The sequence below is a fragment of the Halomarina pelagica genome (genome assembly GCF_024228315.1).
In the GTDB taxonomy this organism is placed as follows: Archaea; Halobacteriota; Halobacteria; order Halobacteriales; family Haloarculaceae; genus Halomarina; species Halomarina pelagica.
On record NZ_CP100454.1, the window covers coordinates 2085683 to 2107084 of the forward strand.

At 68.3% G+C, this 21402-nt stretch carries 17 protein-coding genes; 13 read left to right on the plus strand and 4 right to left on the minus strand.

Features of this window, described 5'->3' with window-relative positions:
• Positions 1-45: 45 nt before the first annotated feature.
• From NKI68_RS10810 to NKI68_RS10820, 3 genes are all read left to right on the plus strand, one after another.
• Positions 46-1113 carry an A24 family peptidase gene (locus NKI68_RS10810; RefSeq protein WP_254543066.1) on the plus strand — a complete coding sequence of 356 codons (1068 nt, stop codon included), beginning with the start codon at positions 46-48 and terminating at the stop codon, positions 1111-1113.
• 106 nt (positions 1114-1219) lie between these two features.
• A complete protein-coding gene (gene hisI, locus NKI68_RS10815; protein WP_254543067.1) occupies positions 1220-1585 on the plus strand; it encodes a phosphoribosyl-AMP cyclohydrolase in 366 nt (121 codons plus the stop codon).
• Positions 1578-2711, plus strand: coding sequence for a DUF7118 family protein (locus NKI68_RS10820; protein WP_254543068.1), 1134 nt, complete (start codon positions 1578-1580; stop codon positions 2709-2711). Before hisI ends, NKI68_RS10820 begins: the two co-directional genes overlap by 8 nt.
• Before the next feature lie 427 nt (positions 2712-3138).
• On the opposite strand, the gene glmM is transcribed toward NKI68_RS10820, so the two are convergent.
• The gene (gene glmM, locus NKI68_RS10825) at positions 3139-4509 is read right to left on the minus strand and encodes a phosphoglucosamine mutase (RefSeq protein ID WP_254543069.1); all 1371 of its coding nucleotides are present in this window, start codon (positions 4507-4509) and stop codon (positions 3139-3141) included.
• A gap of 279 nt (positions 4510-4788) precedes the next feature.
• Between glmM and NKI68_RS10830 the strand changes: the two genes are divergently transcribed.
• The 7 genes from NKI68_RS10830 to NKI68_RS10860 all read left to right on the plus strand — a co-directional run bounded on the left by NKI68_RS10830 (position 4789) and on the right by NKI68_RS10860 (position 14060).
• Positions 4789-5967: an ABC transporter substrate-binding protein gene (locus NKI68_RS10830; protein ID WP_254543070.1), complete on the plus strand. Its 1179-nt coding sequence runs from the start codon at positions 4789-4791 to the stop codon at positions 5965-5967.
• Between the two features lie 137 nt (positions 5968-6104).
• The gene (locus NKI68_RS10835; protein ID WP_254543071.1) at positions 6105-7328 is read left to right on the plus strand and encodes an ABC transporter substrate-binding protein; all 1224 of its coding nucleotides are present in this window, start codon (positions 6105-6107) and stop codon (positions 7326-7328) included.
• A 2-nt stretch (positions 7329-7330) separates the two neighbouring features.
• Positions 7331-8260, plus strand: a complete 930-nt coding sequence (locus NKI68_RS10840; protein WP_254543072.1) for an NAD(P)/FAD-dependent oxidoreductase — start codon at positions 7331-7333, stop codon at positions 8258-8260.
• A gap of 2 nt (positions 8261-8262) precedes the next feature.
• Positions 8263-9393 carry a FecCD family ABC transporter permease gene (locus tag NKI68_RS10845; protein WP_254543073.1) on the plus strand — a complete coding sequence of 377 codons (1131 nt, stop codon included), beginning with the start codon at positions 8263-8265 and terminating at the stop codon, positions 9391-9393.
• A 223-nt stretch (positions 9394-9616) separates the two neighbouring features.
• Positions 9617-11533 (plus strand): ABC transporter ATP-binding protein, encoded by a 1917-nt coding sequence (locus NKI68_RS10850; protein WP_254543074.1) that lies wholly within the window; start codon positions 9617-9619, stop codon positions 11531-11533.
• 62 nt (positions 11534-11595) lie between these two features.
• Positions 11596-12828, plus strand: a complete 1233-nt coding sequence (locus NKI68_RS10855; RefSeq protein ID WP_254543075.1) for an ABC transporter substrate-binding protein — start codon at positions 11596-11598, stop codon at positions 12826-12828.
• On the plus strand, positions 12825-14060 hold the full coding sequence (locus NKI68_RS10860) for an ABC transporter substrate-binding protein (RefSeq protein WP_254543076.1): 1236 nt from the start codon (positions 12825-12827) through the stop codon (positions 14058-14060). The genes NKI68_RS10855 and NKI68_RS10860 overlap by 4 nt, the downstream gene beginning before the upstream one ends.
• Positions 14061-14394: 334 nt before the next feature.
• Here the strand turns inward: NKI68_RS10860 and NKI68_RS10865 are convergent, their stop codons facing one another.
• Both NKI68_RS10865 and NKI68_RS10870 read right to left on the minus strand, forming a co-directional pair.
• Complete coding sequence (locus tag NKI68_RS10865; RefSeq protein ID WP_254543077.1) at positions 14395-14724, minus strand: hypothetical protein; 330 nt, start codon at positions 14722-14724, stop codon at positions 14395-14397.
• 91 nt (positions 14725-14815) lie between these two features.
• Positions 14816-15916, minus strand: coding sequence for a pyridoxal phosphate-dependent aminotransferase (locus tag NKI68_RS10870; RefSeq protein WP_254543078.1), 1101 nt, complete (start codon positions 15914-15916; stop codon positions 14816-14818).
• Positions 15917-16005: 89 nt separating this feature from the next.
• Here NKI68_RS10870 and NKI68_RS10875 point away from each other — a divergent pair, with 89 nt between their 5' ends.
• The 3 genes from NKI68_RS10875 to NKI68_RS10885 all read left to right on the plus strand — a co-directional run bounded on the left by NKI68_RS10875 (position 16006) and on the right by NKI68_RS10885 (position 18053).
• Positions 16006-16785 carry an HVO_0234 family beta-propeller protein gene (locus NKI68_RS10875; protein ID WP_254543079.1) on the plus strand — a complete coding sequence of 260 codons (780 nt, stop codon included), beginning with the start codon at positions 16006-16008 and terminating at the stop codon, positions 16783-16785.
• Between the two features lie 52 nt (positions 16786-16837).
• Positions 16838-17695: a ribose-phosphate diphosphokinase gene (gene prs / locus NKI68_RS10880; protein ID WP_254543080.1), complete on the plus strand. Its 858-nt coding sequence runs from the start codon at positions 16838-16840 to the stop codon at positions 17693-17695.
• Between the two features lie 181 nt (positions 17696-17876).
• Positions 17877-18053, plus strand: coding sequence for a hypothetical protein (locus NKI68_RS10885; RefSeq protein ID WP_254543081.1), 177 nt, complete (start codon positions 17877-17879; stop codon positions 18051-18053).
• A 23-nt stretch (positions 18054-18076) separates the two neighbouring features.
• Here NKI68_RS10885 and ileS read toward each other — a convergent pair whose 3' ends face one another.
• The gene (gene ileS / locus NKI68_RS10890) at positions 18077-21328 is read right to left on the minus strand and encodes an isoleucine--tRNA ligase (RefSeq protein WP_254543082.1); all 3252 of its coding nucleotides are present in this window, start codon (positions 21326-21328) and stop codon (positions 18077-18079) included.
• Positions 21329-21402: the final 74 nt, after the last annotated feature.

The following is a 21402-nucleotide window of genomic DNA, read 5'->3' on the forward strand; positions in this document are numbered from 1 at the left end:
CGAGTCGTCCTCAACGTTTAATCCGGTGGGGAGGCCAGTCGCCGTGTGGTTCATCCGCTCGCCGCCGCGACGCCCGTCGGGAGCGTTCCCGACCTGCTGCGACTGCTCGCCGTCCCCGCGTTCGCCTGGGCCGCCCACCGGGACCTGCGAACGCGCAGGGTGCCGAACCGGACGTGGCCGCCGCTGTTGCTCCTGGGCGTGGTCGCGCTCGCGTGGGACGCCCTCGTCGCGTTCGGCGGGCCGTCGTTTCTCGGCCGGCTGTTCCTCCTCCGGGTCGGCGTGAGCCTGGGGGTCGTCGCGCCGCTCGGCTACCTCTTCTGGCGGCTCGGCGGGTTCGGCGGCGCGGACGCCAAGGCGCTGGTGACGCTCGCGGTGCTCTTCCCGACGTACCCGACGTACTACGTCGGCGGGACGATCCTCCCGCTCGCCCGGAGCGCGGTCGGCGCGTTCTCGCTGACGGTGCTCACCAACGCGGTGCTCGTCGGGCTCGCCTACCCGCTCGCGCTCGCGGTCCGAAACCTCGCAGACGGGCGCGTCTCGCCGCTCGCGTTCGTCGGAAAACCGGTGACGAGCGACGCGGTCGAGCGCGAGTACGGCCGCCTGCTCCGGACGACCTCGGGAGTAGGTCGAAACGGTCTCGACCTCGACGCGCTCCGGATGTACCTCCGCTGGCGCGGGACGTCGCTCGCGGCCCTCCGCGCCGACCCCGAGACCCACCGCGACCCGAGAAGCCTCCCCGGGACGCCGAACGACCCCGGCGACGGATCGCTCGCCGACTTCGAGGGACCGCCGATCGCCGCGAGCGCGGCGGACGGAGGGACGCTCGCCTCCCGCTCCTCGTCCGCGTCGTCCGCCCTTCCCCCCGATTCGCCGTCCGAACGCGCCGCGGCCGACCCGTGGGGTGCCGCGGCGTTCCTCGCGAGCATCGAGGGCGACGCCTACGGGACGACGCCCGACCGCCTCCGCGCCGGCCTCGACGCGCTCGTCGAGGAGGACGAGGTGTGGATCACGCCCGGCCTGCCGTTTCTCGTCCCGACGTTCGTCGGGCTGGTCGTCGGGCTGGTCGTCGGCGACCTGCTGTTCCTCGCGCTGACGGCGATCGGGCTGGCGTGAGATCTCTCCGTCGTGGGACCGGCGACCCGGCGAAGCGACGCGGATCACCGACGCCAACTGACAGTTCGTCAAAAGACCTATTCGCGCGTCGTTCCTCGATCCGCCTATGAGCGTTGACCTCGCGTTCGAGGGACCCGACGACCTCCTGCCGGCCGTCGCGCAGGACGCCGAGACGGGGACGGTGTTGATGCTCGCCTACGTCTCCCCCGAGGCGGTCGAGCGCACCCGCGAGACGGGCCGCGCGCACTACTACTCGCGCAGCCGCGACGAACTGTGGGAGAAGGGCGCGACGAGCGGCCACGTCCAGCGCGTCGAGGAGGTGCGCGTCGACTGCGACGGCGACGCGCTGCTCTACCTCGTCCGCCAGGAGGGCGGGGCATGTCACACCGGACGCGAGAGCTGTTTCTACCGCACGATCGACGGCGAGGAGGTCGGAGAGCGGGTCTTCGACCCCGACGAGGTGTATGGGTGACCCGATCGAGGAACTGACGGCGGCCGCGGAGTCGCTTGCGGCCGTCAGGGCGCGCGTCGCCGACGTGGGCCCCGATCGCCTCGACGCCGTCACCGGCGCGTACCGCGACCTCGTCGGGATCCTGGACCGACACGAGGAGGACGCCACCGGCTACGGGGAGTTCGACAAGTACATCCGGTTTCAGGAGGCCGTCGCCGAACTGTTCGACGACCTGCCCGAGGACCTCCCCGCCCGCGAGGCGTTCGACGCGGCGGACGAGGCGCTCCAGAAGCGGACGCTCTCGGGGAAGGACTTCGAGCGCGCCCGCGACGCGCTCGCGCCCGCCGCGGAGCACGCTGCCCTCCGCGACGAGTGGCGGTCGGCGCGCGAGGGGTACCGCGACGCCCGACGCGCCGTCCTCCGCCGGAAGCGCGACGCCGAGGAGCGCGTCGAGGATCTAGAACGGCTCCGTCGGCTGGGCGAGGCCGATCCCGACGCGCCGGTCGAACGCCTCCGCGATCCGATCGAGTCGTACGACGAGTCGGTCCGGACGGCGTTCGACCGGTTCGTCGAGGAGTCGAGCGCGCGCGAGGTGCTCGCGTTCGTCGAGACGACGGCGGCCTACCCCCTCGTGGAGTTCGAGCGCCCGCCGGATCGACTCCGAGAGTTCGTCGCGGACCACCCCGTCGGCGAGGAGCCGATCTCGACGCTGCTCTCCTACGCCGACTACTCGCCGTCGAAGCTCGGTCACTACGTCGACGCGCCGCGGGAGCTGAAGACGGCGGTCGCGACCAACCGCACCTACCTCGCGCGCCTCGACGCGACGCCGCTGACCGTCGGCTGGCCGCCGCCGGCCGCCCGCTCGCTCCGCTGGCGAGCGAGCGAACTCCTCCCGGTCGTCGCGCGCTTCGCCGACGAGGGGACGGTCGCGCGCCTGCGCGCCGTCCGCGAACTCGCTCGACTGGACGACTACGATCGCCTCCGCGAGAGCGCCGTCGCGCGGGCGGAACTCACCGCGGAGGAGCGCCGCCGCCTCGAGACGACGGACGTCGCGGCGGCGCTCGCCGAGGCGCGCGCCGAGCGCGACCGCCTCGCCGACGCGCTGGAGGAGTACCCGCCGGTCGACGAATTCGCTCCTCCCGCCTGACGCCGAGAGCGCGAGCCGCCGCTCGGCGCGTAGATACGGTACGTCGGCGACCCGAACCGATCTGAGACATCCGACCGGAGGTGAGTCAATGACCGGGGGATGCGGCTCGGAGTCGTGCGGCCCGGGGACCTCGAAGCTGAGGTGCGCGGGGACCCAGGGTCACTGTCGGGACGGCGATCAGTACGTCCAGTACGCCGCGCGATCCGACTGCCGACACCTATTCTTCCACGGGACTCCCTATAAGGGTTCGGCGTAAGTATTTAACCACGCCCGCTATGTCGTGCGGTTTCGTCGATTCGCGGCCGTCGATCGTGGGGCGTATCCGGACGAGCGGTGACGAAACGGCCCGCCCGACATTTGCTATCGCGGGATGGGGTTTATCGACGTGGCGGTGCTGTCCTCGTTTCGAGGACCGAGAAGAGCCGACTCACGCGGCGGCCAGCAGCGCGTCGTGCATGTCGCGCGCGAGTTCGTTCGCGCGCTCGGGGGTTCGCGCCTCGGCGTAGATGCGGACGACGGGCTCGGTGCCGCTCGGGCGGACGAGGACCCACGCGTCGCCGTAGTCGAGCCGGTGGCCGTCGGTGACGTCGAGTTCCGCCTCGCTCTCGCGTGCGGCGGTCTCGGCGGCCCCGAGGAGCGCCTCCCGTTCGGCGTCGTCCTCGTACTCGACGTTGACCCGGACGTTGTGATAGCCGCTGTGGGCGGCGGCGATCTCGCTCGCGCGTCGATCGGCGAGCAACTCGCAGAAGCGCGCGGCGGTGTACGCCCCGTCGCGGGCGAGGCGGTACTCGGGGAAGAGGACGCCCCCGTTGCCCTCCCCCGCGACCGGGACGGTGACGCCCGCCTCCTGGAGCGTCCTGATGCGCGTGATGATGTTGGTGCTACCGATGGGCGTCAGTTCGAGGTCGGCGCCGACGGCGTTCGCCACGTCCACGAGGCGCTGGGAGACGTTGACCGCCGAGACGGTCGTGTCGCCGGCGGCGAGTTCCGCGGCGGTGAGCGCCGCGAGCGCGGCGTCCCCCTCCACGTGTTCGCCCGTCTCGTCGACGAAGATGGCGCGGTCGCCGTCGCCGTCGTGGGCGATCCCGACGTCGGCGTCGGTCGCGCGTACGAGCCGGCGTAGGTCGGCGAGGTTCTTCGCGACCGGTTCCGGATCGCGCCCCGGGAAGTGTCCGTCCGGCTGGCTGTTGACCGTGACGACCCGACAGCCCAGTTCTCGAAACAGCGTCGGACTGGTGAGCGCGCCCGCGCCGTGGCCGGGGTCGAGCGCGACGGTCAGTCCCGCCTCGTCGATGCGGTCGCGGTCGATCGCGGCGAGCACCTCGTCGACGTACGCCCGCTTCGCCCCGTCGATCCGACGGGTTCTCCCGGTTTCGTCCCACGCCGCGGTGGCGAAGCGCTCGGCGAGCAGTCGATCTTCGACGCGCTCTAAGGCGTCGCGCGCCAGTTCGACCCCGTCGCGGCCGACGAGCTTCACGCCGTTGTACTGCGGCGGGTTGTGGCTCGCCGTGATCATGAGGGCGGGAACGCCCTCACGGGCGGCGTACGCCTGGAGCGCGGGCGTCGGCAGGACGCCGACGCGGTCGACGTCGCAGCCGACGCTCGCTAGCCCGGCGGCCGCGCTGTCGGCGAGCATCTCTCCCGTCGACCGGGTGTCCCGACCGAGCGCGACGGGCACTGGACCGTCCCGTCCCTCACCGAACACCGACCCCGCGGCCATCGCGACGCGCCCGACGAACGCGGGCGTCAGCTCCTCGTTCGCGACGCCGCGCACGCCGCTGGAGCCAAAGATCTTCATCGAGTACCTCTGCGCATGGGTCTCTCAAAGGGATTGCGAAGCCTCCGTACACCTCATTACGATATATAGAACGTCGACCGCCTCGGCACCGAGACGATGGGGACGGCGCGTCCCCGGGCCTTCGAAGGCCGAGAGACCGCGTCCGCGTCCGCCTCTCGTCCCCGCGCCGACTCGGTCGGCGCTGTCGAAGCCGTCGGCGGAACGTCCGTCGCCGGGGAGCGATGGCAAGCCTGCCTACCACTCGAAAACGCTTTATCGTTTTAGGCTAGCCTAATTCTCATGACGGACGACGCGCGGCGTGACGCACCGACGCGCAGGGACGCGATCAAGTACGGCGGCGCACTCGTGAGCGGGGGGTTGCTCGCGGGCTGTACCGGCGACGGCGGATCCGATTCTCGATCCAGCGGGGCCGGTTCGAACGCGGCGACGGATACGCCGTCCGAGGGTGGGTCCGCTACTCGCGACTCCTCGTACTCGGTGACGATGGAGCCGGTCGGGACCGTCGAGTTCGATCGGGTTCCCGAGACCTGGTTCCCGTACACCGGCGACTACGCCGACATGGGCGTCGCGCTCGGCCGGGGCGACGGGCTTCTGGCGATCGGCGTCCGCGCCCGCTTCGGAACCCACCTGTACGAGGAACTACCGGGCGTCTCCGTAAACGAGGACGACCTCACGCAGTTGTGGCAGGACGGCACCGGCAAGGAGATCTTCTACGAACTCGACGCGGACGTCCACGTGATCGACCCGAACTTCATGATCAACCGGCTGCAGTGGAGCCGGGACGACGTCGACGAGGTCGCGGAACGCGTCGCGCCGTTCTTCGGGAACACGGGCTTCACGCGGGTCTACGACTGGCACGACTACCGGTACTACTCGATGTACGAGGCCTTCGAGAAGCTCGCGGAGGTGTTCCGGGAGCGAGCGCGCTACGAGGCGTTCGAGGAGTACCACGACGAGGTGCTCGCGGACGTCCAGTCGCGCTTGCCCGAGGATACGCCGGACGTCGCGGTGCTGTATCCCGCGGGGATGCCTCCCGAGTCGTTCTACCCGTACCTCGTCGGTTCCGGAACCCAGTCCAAGCACTGGAGCGACCTGAACGTCGGGGACGCGCTCGCCCGGCACGGGGTCACGGACGCGCAGGTGAGCGGCGGCACCGTCGACTACGAGACCCTGCTCGAGATCGATCCAGACGTCCTCGCCATCCGACTCCAGGGGGAGATCACCCCGGAGTACTTCGAGCGGGAGATCGTCTCGCACCTCCGGAACCACGACGTCGCGAGCGAGCTTCGGGCGGTGCGGAACGACCGCGTCGTCTACGGCGGGCTCACGTATCAGGGGCCGATCGTCCACCTCTTCCAGCTGGAGCGCGCCGCCCGGGACCTCTACCCCGAGGAGTTCGGCGACGAACAGCTGTTCGACCGCGGGCGGGTCGCCGACATCGTCAACGGGGACCGCTGATCGTGAGCGCCGCGACCGAATCGGGAGACGAACTGTGGCGTCCAGACCGTCGCCGAGTCGGACGCGCGGGCTCCCACTCGATTTTGGCCGGCCTAAACATCGAAGCAGCTATGCCGTATTAGGCAAGCCTAAAACGCATGCAGGGAGACGGTACGACCTCGAAGGGGCCGACGCGTAGGGACTACGTGAAGTACGGCGGGGCGATCGTCGGGGGTGGGTTACTCGCCGGTTGTGCGAGCGATTCGACCGACGACGCAACCCCCGAACCGGCGGCGTCGAACGCGTCGACGGCGACCGACGACGCCGGGTACTCCGTGACGATGTCGCCTGTGGGCGAGGTGACGTTCGAGTCGGTTCCGGAGCGGGTCGCCGCGTACGGTCCGGACGTCGCGGACGTGCTCGTCGCGCTCGGCCAGGAGGAGCGGCTCAATTCGCTCGGCCTCACCGACTTCTACGGTGAGACGCTCGCGGTCTACTACGACCGCCTCGACGGCGTCTCGTTCGACGCGTCGGGGCTCACGGCGCTGTACGACGGGGGTCTCGACAAGGAGGTCTTCTACGAACTCGACAGCGACCTGCACCTCATCGACCCGTGCGGCGTGGTCACGTTCGAGGGGTGGTCGCACGCCGACGTCGACGAGATTCGGGAGAACGTCGCCCCGTGGCTAGGTAACGAGTACAGCCGCGAACACTCGGACCCGCCCGAGGGGTGCGCCGAGGACTACGAGTACTACACGCTGTACGAGATCGCGGAACGCATCGCCGCCGTGTTCAAGCAACGGGAGCGATTCGAGGCGATCGCCGCGGTTCACGAGCGATTTCGGGAGACGATCCGTCGGAACCTCCCGCCGGAATCGGAGCGTCCGACCGTCGGGCTGATCACCTTCTACGACGAATCGTTCCATCCCTACGAGATCAACGGACCGGGGTACGGCCGCTCGCACGTCCGACCGATGGGTGCGGTCGACGTCTTCGCCGACGACGAGCGCGCCTACGGGAACGAATCGGCGGGGAGCTACGGCTACGAGGCGATGCTCGAACTCGACCCCGACGTGATCCTCCACAACTTCGCGGTGTTCCCGAGTTTCGACTGGGGAGCGATCCGGGAGACCGTCAGCGGTCACCCGGTCGGGAGGGAACTGAAAGCCGTGCGGGAGGGTCGGTTCTACGCGTCCGGTGCCGGGATCCAGGGTCCGATCATGAACCTCTTCCAGCTGGAGATGACCGCGAAACAGCTCTACCCCGAGCGGTTCGGGGAGTGGCCCGGATACGTCGAGGGCCAGCCGTATCCCGAGATCCCCGAAGGAGAGCGGCTGTTCGACCGCGGGCGGGTCGCCGACATCGTCGACGGAGACATCTAACGATGAGTACCGCAGGACCCCCTCGAGACAGCACCGAATACGACCACGACGTCGTCATCGTCGGGGGCGGCCCGGCCGGGTGTGCGGTCGGCGTCTTCACCGCCCGGTACGGCCTCGACACGGTGATCTTCGACCGGGGGCGCTCCTCGATCCAGCGGTGTGCGTACCTCGAAAACTACCTCGGGTTCCCCGCGGGCGTGGACATCGAGACGCTGTACGGGTTGATGCACGACCACGCCGAGGAAGCCGGCTGCGAGATCGTCGCTGACCTTGTTGAATCCGTGGAACGGGCTGAGGACGGCGAGGGCTTCATCGTGAAGCCGCAAGAGGGCGATCCCGTCACTGCGCGGCGGGTCGTCGCGGCGACGCGGTACGACGGCGAGTACATGCGCGGGCTCGACGACGACGCGGCGATGTTCGAGGAGTACGAACACGACGGCGAGACGCACGAGCACTTCGACGGTGAGTACGCCGACCACGACGGCGCGACGCCGGTCGAAGGGCTGTACGTCGCCTCCCCATCCACGGAGGACAGACAGGCGTTGATGGCAGCCGGGCGCGGGGCGCGCGTGGGGCTCCGAGTCGTCGAAGACGCCCGCGAAGACCGCGGCTACCCCCAGGCGGTCGCCGACCACTACGACTGGATACGGCAGGAGTCCGAACTGGACGACGAGTGGAGCGACCGTGACCGGTGGCGCGAGTGGTTCGACGAGCGACTCCCCGACGATCACGGCCTCGGCGAAGAGCGTCGCGTGGCGTTACGCGAGCGGGACATCGACCGGTCGTTCGGGACGTACCTCCCCGACGATGAGATCGAGCAGCGTGAAGTGCGCGGTCAGAAGCGGCTGCTCGAACACGTCGACGACGAACTCGTCCTCGACGCGGCGCGCGAAATCGAGTCCGAACGTCGATCGACCGAGGCGAGCGACTGACCATGGCCGGGGGACCCGTCACCGACACCACGACTACCACGCGTCGGAAACGCTGGTTCTCCTGGTTCGACGGCTCGCTCATCACGCTCTGTCTCGGAAGCGTCGCCGTCGTCGTCGTCGGTGGGCTCGTCCAGGTGAGCTTCGGAGCGTTCACGATGAGCATCGTACAGACGTGGCAGGCCGTGTTCACCCCTGAAGTCGTTCTCAACGCACAGGCGTGGGAGGCGTTCCTGCTCGGAGGAGAGGTTCCCGAAATGAGTAAGGAGAGCCTCATCGTCTGGAACATCCGTCTCCCGCGAGTGTTCGTCGCCGTGCTCGTCGGGATGAATCTCGCCGTCTCGGGCGCGATCTTCCAGGCTGTCACCCGCAACGAACTGGCGAGTCCGTTCATCCTCGGCGTCTCCTCCGGTGCGGGACTGATGATCCTGTTGACGCTCGTGGTCTTCTCGGGGCTGTCGGCGTTTCTTCCGCTCATTGCCTCCATCGGCGGGGCGGTCGCGTTCCTGATCGTCTACGCGATCGCGTGGAAGAGCGGCACCTCGCCGGTTCGACTGGTGCTGGCGGGTGTCATCGTCGGGACAGTCTTCGGGTCGCTGCAGACGGCGCTGTTCTTCTTCGCCGACGACATCGGCGTCGTCCAGTCCGCCATCGCGTGGACCACGGGATCGTTGACCGGAACCGATTGGGAACAGGTCCGAATGGCCCTGCCGTGGACGGCCGTAGCGATGCTGCTGGCACTCGTCAGCTCCCGGCAGTTGAATGTCCTCTTGTTGGGTGAGAGCACGGCGAAGTCGCTGGGCATGTCGGTGGAGAAGGTCCGCTTCGCGCTCTCGGGCGTGGCCGTGCTCGCCGCGGCTGCAAGTATCGCGGTCGCGGGTATCGTCGGGTTCGTCGGGTTGATCGTTCCGCACATGGTCCGAAACATCGTCGGCAGCGACTACAAGAAGCTCGTCATCGGGTGCGTGTTCGCCGGGCCGGCGCTGATGGTCGCCGCGGACGTGGGCGCACGCCTCGGCCTGGCGGTGCTCGTCGGGTCAGACGCGCAGATTCCGGTCGGCATCGTCACCGGACTGGTCGGCGGGCCGTACTTCCTCTACCTGATGCGTAAGCAGGACAGGATGGGTGAGATCTGATGCAGGATAGCACGCCCGAGACGGACGGCGGCCTCGGGACGATGGCGGAACCGGACTCGACGATAGAGAACGGTCGGCGCGACCCCGGCGGAGGATCGAGGCGACGGTGTCACTCACCGAGCGTGGGCCGCGGGTCACGTCGATCCGGCCCGCTTCACGAGGATGCGTCGGCGCCGGAAAACGGGGGTACTGGGTCGGAGACGCCGCTGACGGGCCGGCCGTCGTGACTACCCCTGATTCCGAGGCGTTCGAGACGGAACTCGACGCGTACCGCGACCGCGTGTCGAAACCGTTGCTTCGGCTGTTCCGCGCGTACGGCGTCGGCGAGTGGCGTTGGCTCGCCCTCGGGCTCACCACCAGCGTGCTGACGTACGGTGCGCTGCTCGTCACGCCCATCGTTCTCGGAACGACCATCGACGCCGTGTTCACACGGGAGAGCGGATATGCCCTCCCGCTCGTGCCCGACGCGTGGCTGCCGACCGGGCAGACCGAGCAGTTCCGGCTCTCGGCGATCATTATCGGCGTCGCGCTGCTCGGCGGGGCGATCCTCCAGTGGATCCGCGGCGTGGCGATCAACTTCTTCGCCCACGGCGTCATGTTCGCTATTCGCGTCACCGCCTACGAGAAGATGCAGCGCCTCGACATGACGTTCTTCGATAACAAGGAGACTGGCGAAATTATGTCGATTCTCAACAACGACGCCGGAAATCTCGAAATCTTCTTCGACAACGTCCTCGGCGACAGCGTCCGGATCGGCGTGATCGTCGTCGGTGTCATGGCGGCGCTGCTGTACACCAACTGGCAACTCGCACTGGTCACGTTGGGTGCCGTCCCGCTCTTGGTCGTATTCACGTGGTGGTTCGTTCGGGTCATCGAGCCGCGGTACACTCGCCACCGCGAGACCATCGGCGACCTCAATACGCGCATCGAAAACGGGCTCAGCGGGATCGAACTCGTCAAGACAACCGCCTCTGAGGACTTCGAGAACGGCCGCGTCCGGAGCGTCTCGCGGGACGTCTTCGACGCGAACATGGACGTCTTGAAATTGAGCTACTTCTACCGGCCGGGCATGGAACTCATCACCGGCGCGGCGCTACTCGCCACCTTCATCATCGGCGGAATCTGGGTGTTCTCGGGACCGCCGCTGTTCTTCACTGGCGACCTCTCCATCGGGGACTTCGTCGTGTTCATGCTGCTCACCCAGCGGCTCACCGGGCCGATGGCTCAGTTATCTAGTATCGTCGATTGGTACGAGAACGCGCGGGCCTCGGGCAAGCGTATCTGCGGGCTGATGGACGTCCCCGTTCGCATCGAGAACGCGTCGAACCCCCTCGCGCTTGATGACGTCGACGGACAAATCGAGTACGACGACGTGACGTTCGCCTACGAGAGCGGTGAGACGGTGCTCGACGGCGTCACGTTCGACGTCGAAGCGGGCGAGACGGTCGCGCTGGTCGGCCCGACCGGGGCGGGAAAATCGACGGTGGCGAAGCTCCTGCTCCGACTGTACGACGTGACGGACGGGGCGGTTCGCGTCGATGGACACGACGTCCGGGATGTGGACCTCGCCGGTCTCCGAGAGGGGATCGGGTACGTGAGTCAGGACACGTTCCTGTTCGACGGGACAGTCGCGGAGAACATCCGGTACGGGCGGTTCGACGCGACTGACGAGGAGGCGCGCGGTGCCGCGAGTGCCGCTGAGGCGCACGGGTTCATCGAGAACCTCCCGGACGGCTACGAGACGCGAGTTGGCGAACGGGGTGTGAAACTCTCGGGTGGTCAACGCCAGCGCATCGCGCTCGCCCGCGCGATCCTCCGGGACCCCGAGATCATCCTGCTGGACGAGGCGACCGCGAGCGTGGACACGGAGACGGAGTACCTGATCCAGCGGTCGCTCGACCGGTTGACGGCCGACCGGACGACGCTGGCAATCGCCCACCGCCTCTCGACGATCAAGGACGCCGACACGATTCTCGTCGTCGAGGGCGGGGAGATCGTCGAGCGCGGAAGTCACGACGAGTTACTGGCCGAGGATGGCTTGTACGCGAAGCTCTGGGGCGTACAGGCTGGCGAGCTAGACGAGCTAGCGGACGAATTTGTTGAACGGGCCGCTGGGAGCGCCGCCGAGTCGCGCCGGTAACTTTGTTTTAGGTTGGCCGAAAAAACGGAACTACTATATCGTTTTAGGCGAGCCTAAAACGTATGGCAGACGACGCCACGGAACACGAGGCACCGACGCGCAGGGAGTACGTGAAGTACGGCGGCGCGGTCGTCGGTGGTGGCCTGCTCGCCGGGTGTACTGGCCAGGGCGAGCCGGAATCCACCCCGACCGAGACCGAGGACAGGACCACAGCCACGGAGCAGGAATCCACGGAGACGGGCGATTCCTACGAGGTGTGCATGTCGCCGGTCGGCTGTATCGAGTTCGACTCGATACCAGAGACCGTCGTCACTAACCTATGGATCAATGCGGACACGCTCATTTCGTTTGGAGAAGGGGCCCGTCTAACGGGTATGCGAACGCCGGAGACGCAAGTCGTCTCCCATTACGATCAACTCCCTGGGGTCGAAATCGACGCGAGTCAATTAGCTGAATTCGAAGTGAGTAACAAAGAACAGTATTACGAACTCAGCCCGGACGTCTTCCACGTTGATCCGACAATCCTTCGGCTGTGGTATGACGGGTGGGATGAGAGTGACGTCAGAGAGATAGCCGAAAACGTCGCGCCGTTTTTCGGTAATGAAGGCAGCCGAACGTGGAGTGAATCGTCCTGGCCTGCCGATGAGGGTTACGAGTTCTACACGCTTGAAGAGCTCACCGAGAAGCTCGCTCGGATCTACGATGCAGAAAAGAAGGCACAAGCACTCATCAATGTTCGAGAAAAGCTACTAGCGGACATACAGTCGTCACTTCCTCCTGAAAGCGAGCGCCCGGTCGTAGCTCGTTTGTTATTCTACGATGGTGAAATCTACCCGTACGTATTCAATGGTCCCGGATTTGGCAGGGCACACCAACAACCGATGCAAGCCAGAGATGCGTTCTCAGGCCTGGAAAAGGTCTACTCGAAGAGTGGTGGTACTATCGACCTCGAAGCGCTGCTGGAGTACGACCCCGACGTGATGATCTTCTTCGGTGGTATCGGCTACTGGTTCGATGCGTACGAAGAGACGAAGTCGGAGCTCGAAAACGACTCTGTCGGACAGGAATTGACGGCTATTAAGAACGAGCGCTTCTATCGAGGGGGTACGTTCGATCAGGGAATACTGCTGAACCTGTTCCAGTTGGAGATGACCGCTAAACAGCTGTATCCCGAACAGTTCGGCGAATGGCCTGGCTTTGACGAACAGAGAGTACTCCCCAAGATCCCCGAGGAGGAGCAGCTGTTCGACCGCCAGCGGGTTGCGGACATCGTCAACGGAGACATCCGAACATGAGCGACGAGACTACTGACACGGCGGGACCGACGCGGCGAGACTACGTGAAGTACGGCGGCGCGGTCGTCACCGGCGGGCTACTCGCCGGGTGCACTGGAGGGACCGATTCCGGCGCGTCGCCTACTGACACGGCCACGGAGACAAAGACGCCCGACGGGAGCTACTCGGTGGAGATGTTCCCCGTCGGTGAGGTGAGGTTCGAGGCCGTCCCCGAAACCGTGACGACGTACAACATGGGATGGGCGGACATGGTCGTCTCGCTGGGACAGGCCGGAACGCTACGGACGAACCGGCTGCCTGCCCCCCGGCTGTTCTACGACCGGTTCGATATCGACTACGACGCCGACTGGCCGGCGCTGTGGCAGGACGGTGGGCTTCCCAAGGAAATCTTCTACGAACTCGACCCCGACGCGTTTCTCATCGACCCGAACCTGCTCGTGGCGTGGGATGACAATTGGGACGAAGCCGACGTCGAGGAGATCGAGAAGAACGTCGCGCCCTTCTTCGGCTGTTATAACCGCCGGATCAGAAGCGAGTGGCAGCGGGAACTCGGCTACCCCGAGAAGGCCCCGTCGATGCTCGAGGCGTTCGACAAGGTCGGCACGGTTCTCGACGAGCGCAAACGGACCGAGGCGTGGCTCGACCTCCACACGGACCTCCAGGCGGAAGTACAGTCACGACTGCCGAGCGACGGGGAACCGCCGTCGATAGGGCTCATCAACAGCGGCTCGGACCCGGCGAAAGGGACGTTCTACGTCCTCTATCTGGAGGATGACGGGTACGAGATGAAGCCCTACCGCGATCTCGGGCTCGTCGAGGCCGACGCGTTCGCCGGCGTCGAAACTGGGCAGTACGGACAGACGGACTACGAGACGATGTTGGAGGTGGACCCCGACCTCATTCTCGTTCATTGGGGCATCACGACGGGCTCTGTGACGTTCGATGGTGATGGCGCGTTCGACACCGACCGGTTCCGTGAACAGTTCGTCGCGCCGATGGAAGAACACGAGATCGGGAGCCGACTCACCGCAGTGCGGAACGGTCGGGTTCTTCCCGGCCCGACCGCCGAACAGGGGCCGCTCGTCAACGCCTTCCAGACGGAGCTGACTGCTCGGCTGTTCTATCCCGAGGAGTTCGGCGAACTCGACCTGAGCGCGCCACTCGACGTACCCGAGGAGGAACAGTTGTTCGACCGTCACCGGGTCGCAGACATCATCGACGGTGACCTCTAGTATGGACAGTACAGACTCAACGGAATACGAGGCACCGACGCGCAGGGAGTACGTGAAGTACGGCGGCGCGGTCGTCGGAGGAGGGGTGCTCGCCGGGTGTACTGGAGCCGGTCCGGCGTCCGAGCCGTCGGAGACGCCTGCCCGGACGAACGCCACCGAGACGACGACGGCGTCCGAAACCCCCTTCGAAGTCTGCATCGAGTCGAACGGATGTACCACCTTCGAGACCGTCCCCGAGACGTTCCTGACGTACCACAACGCGTGGGCGGATCGGGATGGCACTCGGTCGGATCGACGACCTCCGGGGATGCGTACGTTGACCGACGTGACTCGACTACGCCCATCGCCCGCTCGTCTCGCGACGGAGTACCCGGAGGAGTATCCCGACGAGGAAACCCGTCGTTCCGGAGACGAGGGCGACGATCCCGCCGAAGAACACCCCGGCCGCGACCAGAATGGAGAGCGACGGCGGTCCGAACCATCCTCCGTACTGGAGTCTCGCGACGGCCGCGAACGCCGGTAGCCCCGCGAGGAGCCAGCAGACGACTGGCCCGTCGTTGTAGTACGAGAAGACGACGAGCGAGAGCGCGACCGCGAACAGGATCCCGTTTCGCGTCACCACTCTCTCCCTGCCGAACAGGAGGTGCGCCGACGTTCGTTTCACGATGGCCGTCCCTCGCGAGTCGACGAGCACAGGCCTTCAGGTCGGTCTCGGACTCCGTTTCGGGTTCTGCCTCCGATCACCGACACCGGGATCAGAGTCCGTCCAGCACCTCCCCGAACGCCGCCAGCGCCGCCTCCGTCGTCTCCGGGTCGTGCCCCAGTGCGACCCTGACCGCTCCGGGAACCTCGAAGAACCGTCCGGGGACGACGAGGACGCCCGCCTCCCACGCCGCCTCGCTCACCCGGTCGCCGGCCGCCCGGTCGTGGGCGAGCAGCGCGAAGGGACATCCCTCGCGGACCTCCCCCGAGAGGTCGGTCCGACCGTCGACGAAGTCGGCGAGGAGCGCGTGGTTCGCCCGGAGCAGCGCCCGGGAGCGCTCCGCGAGAGCCTCGCGGTGGTGGAGCGCCCGCCGGGCCAGCGCGCGGCTCGGTTCGGCGACGACCGGGAGGTGCCAGGCGGCGCGGTCGAGGCGGTCGGCGAGCGAACCGTCGGCGACGATCCACCCGATCCGGAGACCGCCGAGACCGTGGAACTTCGTGAGCGAGGAGACGACGACGGCGTTCGGCAGGCCCGCCGCGGTCACACCGCCGAACGCGCCCCGGCGCGGCTCGGTCGCGTAGGGCGCGTACACCTCGTCGACGAGGAGCGTCGCGCCGACCTCGCCGGCGAGGGCCGCCGTCTCGGCCAGCGTCGCGCGATCCGCGAGCGCGCCCGTCGGGTTGTGCCGGTTCGTGCAGACGACGAGGTCAGTCTCGGCGGTGATGGCGTCGGCGACCCGCTCCGGGTCGAGGCGACCGTCGGGGCCGCGGGGGAAGCGATCGACGGTCGCGCCGAAGCCCGCCGGGGTGACGACCTGCGGCTCGTAGCCGGGCGACTCGACCAGCACGCGGGGATCGTCGGCCGCGGCGGTGATGGCCATCGCGACGAGCGCGTTCGCGTGGCTCGCGCCCGCGGTGACTCGGACGCTCCTCCGACTGCGGCCGTAGATCGCGGCGAGTTGCGCCTCGAGAGTCGTCCCCTCCGGCGGGTCGGGGAGGCCGACGAGGGCGTCCGGGACGACCGCGTCGTCGGCCCGACGGTCAGCGAGGTCGTCGTCGTCCGGTCGCGCCCGGAGGTCGCTGGAGCCGAGATCGTGTGCGGCCGCGTCGGGCCGTCCGGCGATCCACTCGAGGTAGGTGAGGGGCTGGAACACGGTAAGCGTGCGCGCCGTCGAGCCATGTGCGTACTGAATCCGGACGACCGTGGCGACACGCTTTCGGCGCTGGCCCGCCGCATCCCGCCATGGACGAGGACATCGGTATCGACGAGAAGCGCGTCTACGGCGCGAAGGCGGGCCGGACGGTCGCAGTCGTCGCCGCGGAGGCGGAGCTCGTGCGCGTGGACGTGTCGGGCGACCTCGTCGGCGGCTTCGGCCTCGAACGCCGCGGGGCGGTCGCGTCGGTCGCCGCGCGCGACGGGGCGCTCGCCGTCGCCGCCGAGGGCGACGTGCTGATCGGCTCCGACTTCGCGGAGACGGGGTTCGGCCCCGCGAGCGCCGTCGGCTTCGACCCGGAGGGGGCGCTCGTCGCCGCCGGGTCGGATCGGGTCGCGCGGCTCGGGGACGACGGCTGGGCGACGCTCTCGGCGGTCGAGGACGTGCGCGCGATCGACGGCGACCTCCTCGCGGCCGCGGGGGGCGTGTTCCGCCTCGACGGGACGCGCGTCGGCCTCGCGGACGTTCGCGACGTCTCGACGGTCGGCGTCCCCCTCGCCGCGACCGCGGACGGCCTGTACAGGCTCGGGAACGGCTGGATGGACGTGCTCGACGGCGATTTCCGGGTCGTCGCGTGCGACGGCGAGCGCGCCCACGCCGCCGCGTCCGACGCGCTCTACGAACGGGAGCGGGCCGGCGCGGAGTGGACCGAGGTCCCCCTGCCGGTCGCAGACCCCGTCGCCGGTATCGGGTACGGCGAGTCGACCTACCTCGTCACCGGGTCGGGGACGTTCCTCGCGGCGGGCGAGGACGGCTGGCGCGCCCGGTCGCTGGGCGTCCGCGACGTCCGCGGGCTCGCGGTGCTGTAGTTCCCCGGCGGCAACGAAAACGCGTTTTACCGCGCGCCGTCGAGAGGCGCACATGATACTGCCCGGATCGGCGTCGCAGTCGCTCGCGGCGTCGCTCGCCGCCGAACTCGACGCGGAGGTTGGACCCGTCGAGTACGACCGGTTCCCCGACGGCGAACTCCTCGTCCGCGCGCCGGCGAGCGGCGAACGCGCGATCGTCGTCGCCTCCACCGTCGACAGCGACGCCCACGTTCAGCTCTTGCAACTCCAGGACGTCGCCCGCCAGCACTTCGATCGGGTCACGACGGTGATCCCGTATCTCGGCTACGCCCGGCAGGACCGGGCGTTCAGGGAGGGCGACCCCGTCTCCGCGCGCGCGATGGCGCGGGCCATCTCCACGACCACCGACCGCGTCGTCACCGTCACGCCCCACGAGGAGGCGGTCTGTAACTTCTTCGACGTCCCCACGGAGTCGGTGGACGCCTCGCCGCTGCTCGCCGACCCGCTCCCCGCCGACCTCGACGAACCGCTCTTTCTCGCCCCCGACGAGAGCGCCACGCCCCTCGCGGAGACGGTCCGGGACGCCTACGGGGCGGGCGGCGTGGACTACTTCGAGAAGGCGCGCGACTACGACACCGGCGAGGTGACGCTCACGCCGAGCGAGACGGACGTCTCGGGACGCGACGTCGTCGTCGTGGACGACATCATCGCCACCGGCTCGACGATGGCCGGGGCGATCGAGCACCTGCACGCCGAGCGCGTCGCCCGCGTCTACGCCACCTGCGTCCACCCGATGCTCGCCGCGAACGCCCGGGCGAAGCTGGCCCGGGCGGGCGTCGCGGCGGTCTACGGCACCGACACCGTCGAGCGCGCCGAGAGCGCGGTGAGCGCCGCGTCCGTTCTCGCGCCGGCCGTCGCGGACGCGCGGTAGCCATCCCCCCTTTCCGCCGGTCCTCCCCCCGCTCTCGGGGTAGCGACCGTTCTCCCACCGCGCCGACCTCCGAGCTGATTTTGGTCGGCCTAAATCGATGCGCTCAAGTATTTTAGGCCGACCTAAACCGGTATGGACGCCGGACGAACGGAACGCGAACCGGAGAACGGGGGGATCGACCGTGCGGGCGCGTGAGTGGGTCGTCGCCTCGCTGTACTACGGGCCGGAGGACTACGACATCCCGCCGCTGCCGCGCTGGCGCGAGGGGCGCGACGAGTGCGGTCGGCTGGCGCTGTTCGCCGCGGGGACGGACGAACCGTTCATCACCTGTGCGAGGCCGGTGACGGTGCGCCGGTAGGAAATCGAGAGTGGGGTTCCGGTTCAGTCCGAGGGTTCGGGCGTCGCGAGCGGTTCGACCGCGATCGACATCTCGACGCCCTCGACCTCCCACTCGCGGCGGTGGCCGTCGGCCACGTCGCCGAACTCGGCGGCCCGCACCTCGCGGGCGATGAGGTCCTCGTGTTCGCGCACGAGGCGGGCGACGCGGTCGTCGCCGACGTCGAGGTCGACGCGCACCTCCGCCTCGATGTCGAGGTCGAGGTCCTTGCGCATCTCCTGGACGCGACGGATCACCTCGCGGGCGTAGCCCTCGCTCTCGATGTCCTCGGTGATGCTGGTGTCGACGTAGACGACCCCGCGCTCCCCGCCGTTCGTCGAGAAGACGGTCCCGGCCACGTCGTCGGGCGTCTCGGTGACGAACTCGACCATCTCGTCGGTGAGTTCGACGGGTTCGTCGAGCCGGTCGTTGACGCTCGCCTCGAGCGCGTCGAGCGTCGCCTCGGACACGCGGGCATCGTTGAGCGCCCGCATGACCTCCTGGGCGCGGGGGCCGAAGGCGGGGCCGAGGACGCTCATGTCGGCCTGCGCGGAGTACCGAAGCTCCTCCCAGGACTCGTCGGGGGCGACGACCTCCACCTCGCGGGCGTTGAGCCGCTCGCGGAGGAGCGGGGCGTGCTCGCGGGCGGCGCGGGCGGCCTCGGCGTCGTTGGCGGCGACGACCACGCGCGGGACGGGCCAGCGGAGCTTGCGCTCGGCCTGCTGGCGGGCGTTCGCGCCCGCCTCCTCGATCCCGCGCAGCACGTCGACGTCGGCCTCCAGGTCCTCCCGGAGGAGCGCCTCGTCGGGTTCGGGCCAGTCGCACATGTGGACTGTGTCGTACCCCGCCTCGCCGGTGAGGGTGGCGTAGACGTCGTCCGCGACGTACGGCGCGTAGGGCGCGAGCAACTGGACCGTCTCCAGGAGGACGCGGTAGAGCGTCGCGTAGGCGGCGCGCTTCGAGTCGCTCGCCTCCTCGGCCCACATCCGCTCGCGGACGACCTGGATGTAGAACCGCGAGACGTCCTCGACGACGAACTCGAGGAGGGCGTCGAGCGCGCGGTCCTGCCGGAACTCCTCCCAGTGGGCGGTCATCTCGCGCTTCGTGGACTGGAGGCGCGAGAGCACCCACTCGTCGGCGAGTTCGAGGGGGACGTCCCCGACGCCGACCGCGTCGGGGTCGAACCCGTCCATCCGCATGTACGGCAGCGGGAAGCGAAAGACGTTCCAGAGGATGTTGAGGTCGCGCTGCATCGTCGCCATCTCGTCCCAGGAGAAGCGCATGTCCTCGCCCTGCGGGTTCACCGAGAGGAGGAACAGGCGCATGGGATCCGCGCCGTGGCGCTCGAGCGCCTCCCGCGGCGTGACGACGTTCCCGATGGACTTCGACATCTTGCGGCCGTCCTCGGCCAGCGCCCAGCCGTGCATGAGCACCTCCCGGTAGGGGATCTCGCCCATCGCGGTCGTCCCCATGCCGAGTTGCGACCAGAACCAGCCGCGAGTCTGGTCGTGGGCCTCCATGATGAGGTCCGCGGGCCACAGCTCCTCGAAGTCCGCCGTCTCGGCGGGGTAGTTCAGGGTGCCCCACGACGCCACCGAGGAGTCGAGCCACACGTCGAAGACGTCCGGGACGCGCTCGTAGGTGACGCCCCCCTCCGTGATCGTGAGGTGGTCCACCGTGGGCCGGTGGAGGTCCACGTCCTCGGGATCGACGTCCTGATCGACGCGCTCGGCGAGTTCCTCGCGCGTCCCTACGACGATCACCCCCTCCATGTCGCCGTCCCACCCCTCGGGCACCCAGATCGGGATCGGGATGCCCCAGTAGCGCTGGCGGGAGACGTTCCAGTCGGGCGACCCCTCGATGAACTTCCGGAACCGGTTGTCGCGGGCCTCCGGGGGGTGCCACTCCGAGTCCTCGATGTTCGAGAGCATCTCCTCCTTCACGTCGGTGACGGTGACGAACCACTGGTCGGTGGCGAGAAAGACGATGTCCGTCCCGCAGCGCCAGCACTGCCCGTAGTCGTGGCGGGTGGTCTCGTCGGCGAGCAACAGGCCCTTCGCGTCCAGGTCCGCGATGATGTCGTCGTTCGCGTCGCGGACGAACTCGCCGGCGTACGCCCCGCCCTGCTCGGTGTAGACGCCGTCGGGGCCGACTGGGCAGAAGATCTCGAGGTCGAGTTCCCGCCCACGCTCGAAGTCCTCCTGGCCGTGGCCCGGCGCGGAGTGGACGAGGCCAGTGCGATCCACCTCGACGTAGTCCGCGTGGTAGACCCGCCCCGCTCCCTCGCCGGCCGGGTGGGTGGGCACCTCCTCCGCGAGGGGGTGGTCGTACTCCCAGCCGAGCATGTCCGCGCCCGACAGCTCCTCGACGACCTCGTAGTCCTCGTAGCGCCCGCGCTTCAGCACGTCCTCGACCATCGCCTCGGCGAGGTAGAGGCGATCGGTCTCGCCGTCCCGCTCGGCGTCGACGGCCACGTAGTCGGCCGCCTCGTCCACCGCGACGAAGGTGTTCGCCGGGATGGTCCACGGCGTCGTCGTCCAGATGACGAGCGAGCCCTCGCGGTCACGCAGGGGGAACGTCACGTAGATGCTGGGCGACTCGATCTCGTGGTACTCCACCTCGTTCTTGGCGATCGCGGTCTCGCAGCGGGGACACTGCGTGATCGAGCGCTTCCCGCGGTCGACGAGGCCGCGCTCGTGGGCGCGCGCGAAGCCCCACCACGCCGCCTCCATGTACTCCGGCGTGACGGTCCGGTAGGGGTTCTCCCAGTCCATCCAGACGCCGAAGGACCTGAAGTCGTCCTGGAGGCCCTCGAGTTGCTCGTCGGCGTACTCCTTGCACGCCTCGATGAACGCCTCCATGCCGAACTCCTCGATGTCCTTCTTGTTGGCGAAGCCGAGCTTCTCCTCGACCTTCGTCTCGATGGGTAGCCCGTGCATGTCGTAGCCGGGGCGGTCGGTCACGTCGTAGCCGCACATCCGCTTGTAGCGGATGTAGGCGTCCTTCAGCGACTTGTTCCACGTCGTCCCCATGTGGGCCGCGCCGCTCGTGTAGGGGGGCCCGTCGACGAAGAAGAACCGCTCTGCGCCCTCCCGGTTGCGCTTGGTCTGCTCGTAGGCGTCAACGTCCCGCCAGTACTCGCGGACGCGCGCCTCGACCGCGTCCGGATCGTACTGGTCGTCTACCTCCCCGAACCGTCGTCGGAGCCCGGAGGACTCCGCGCCCGACTCGGGGGCGCTGTCGGCGCTATCGCTCATGGGTGAGAAACGCACCCCCGAAGGTAAAGGCGAATCGGTCCGACAGGTGGGGCCGTCAGCGGTCGCGCGGACGA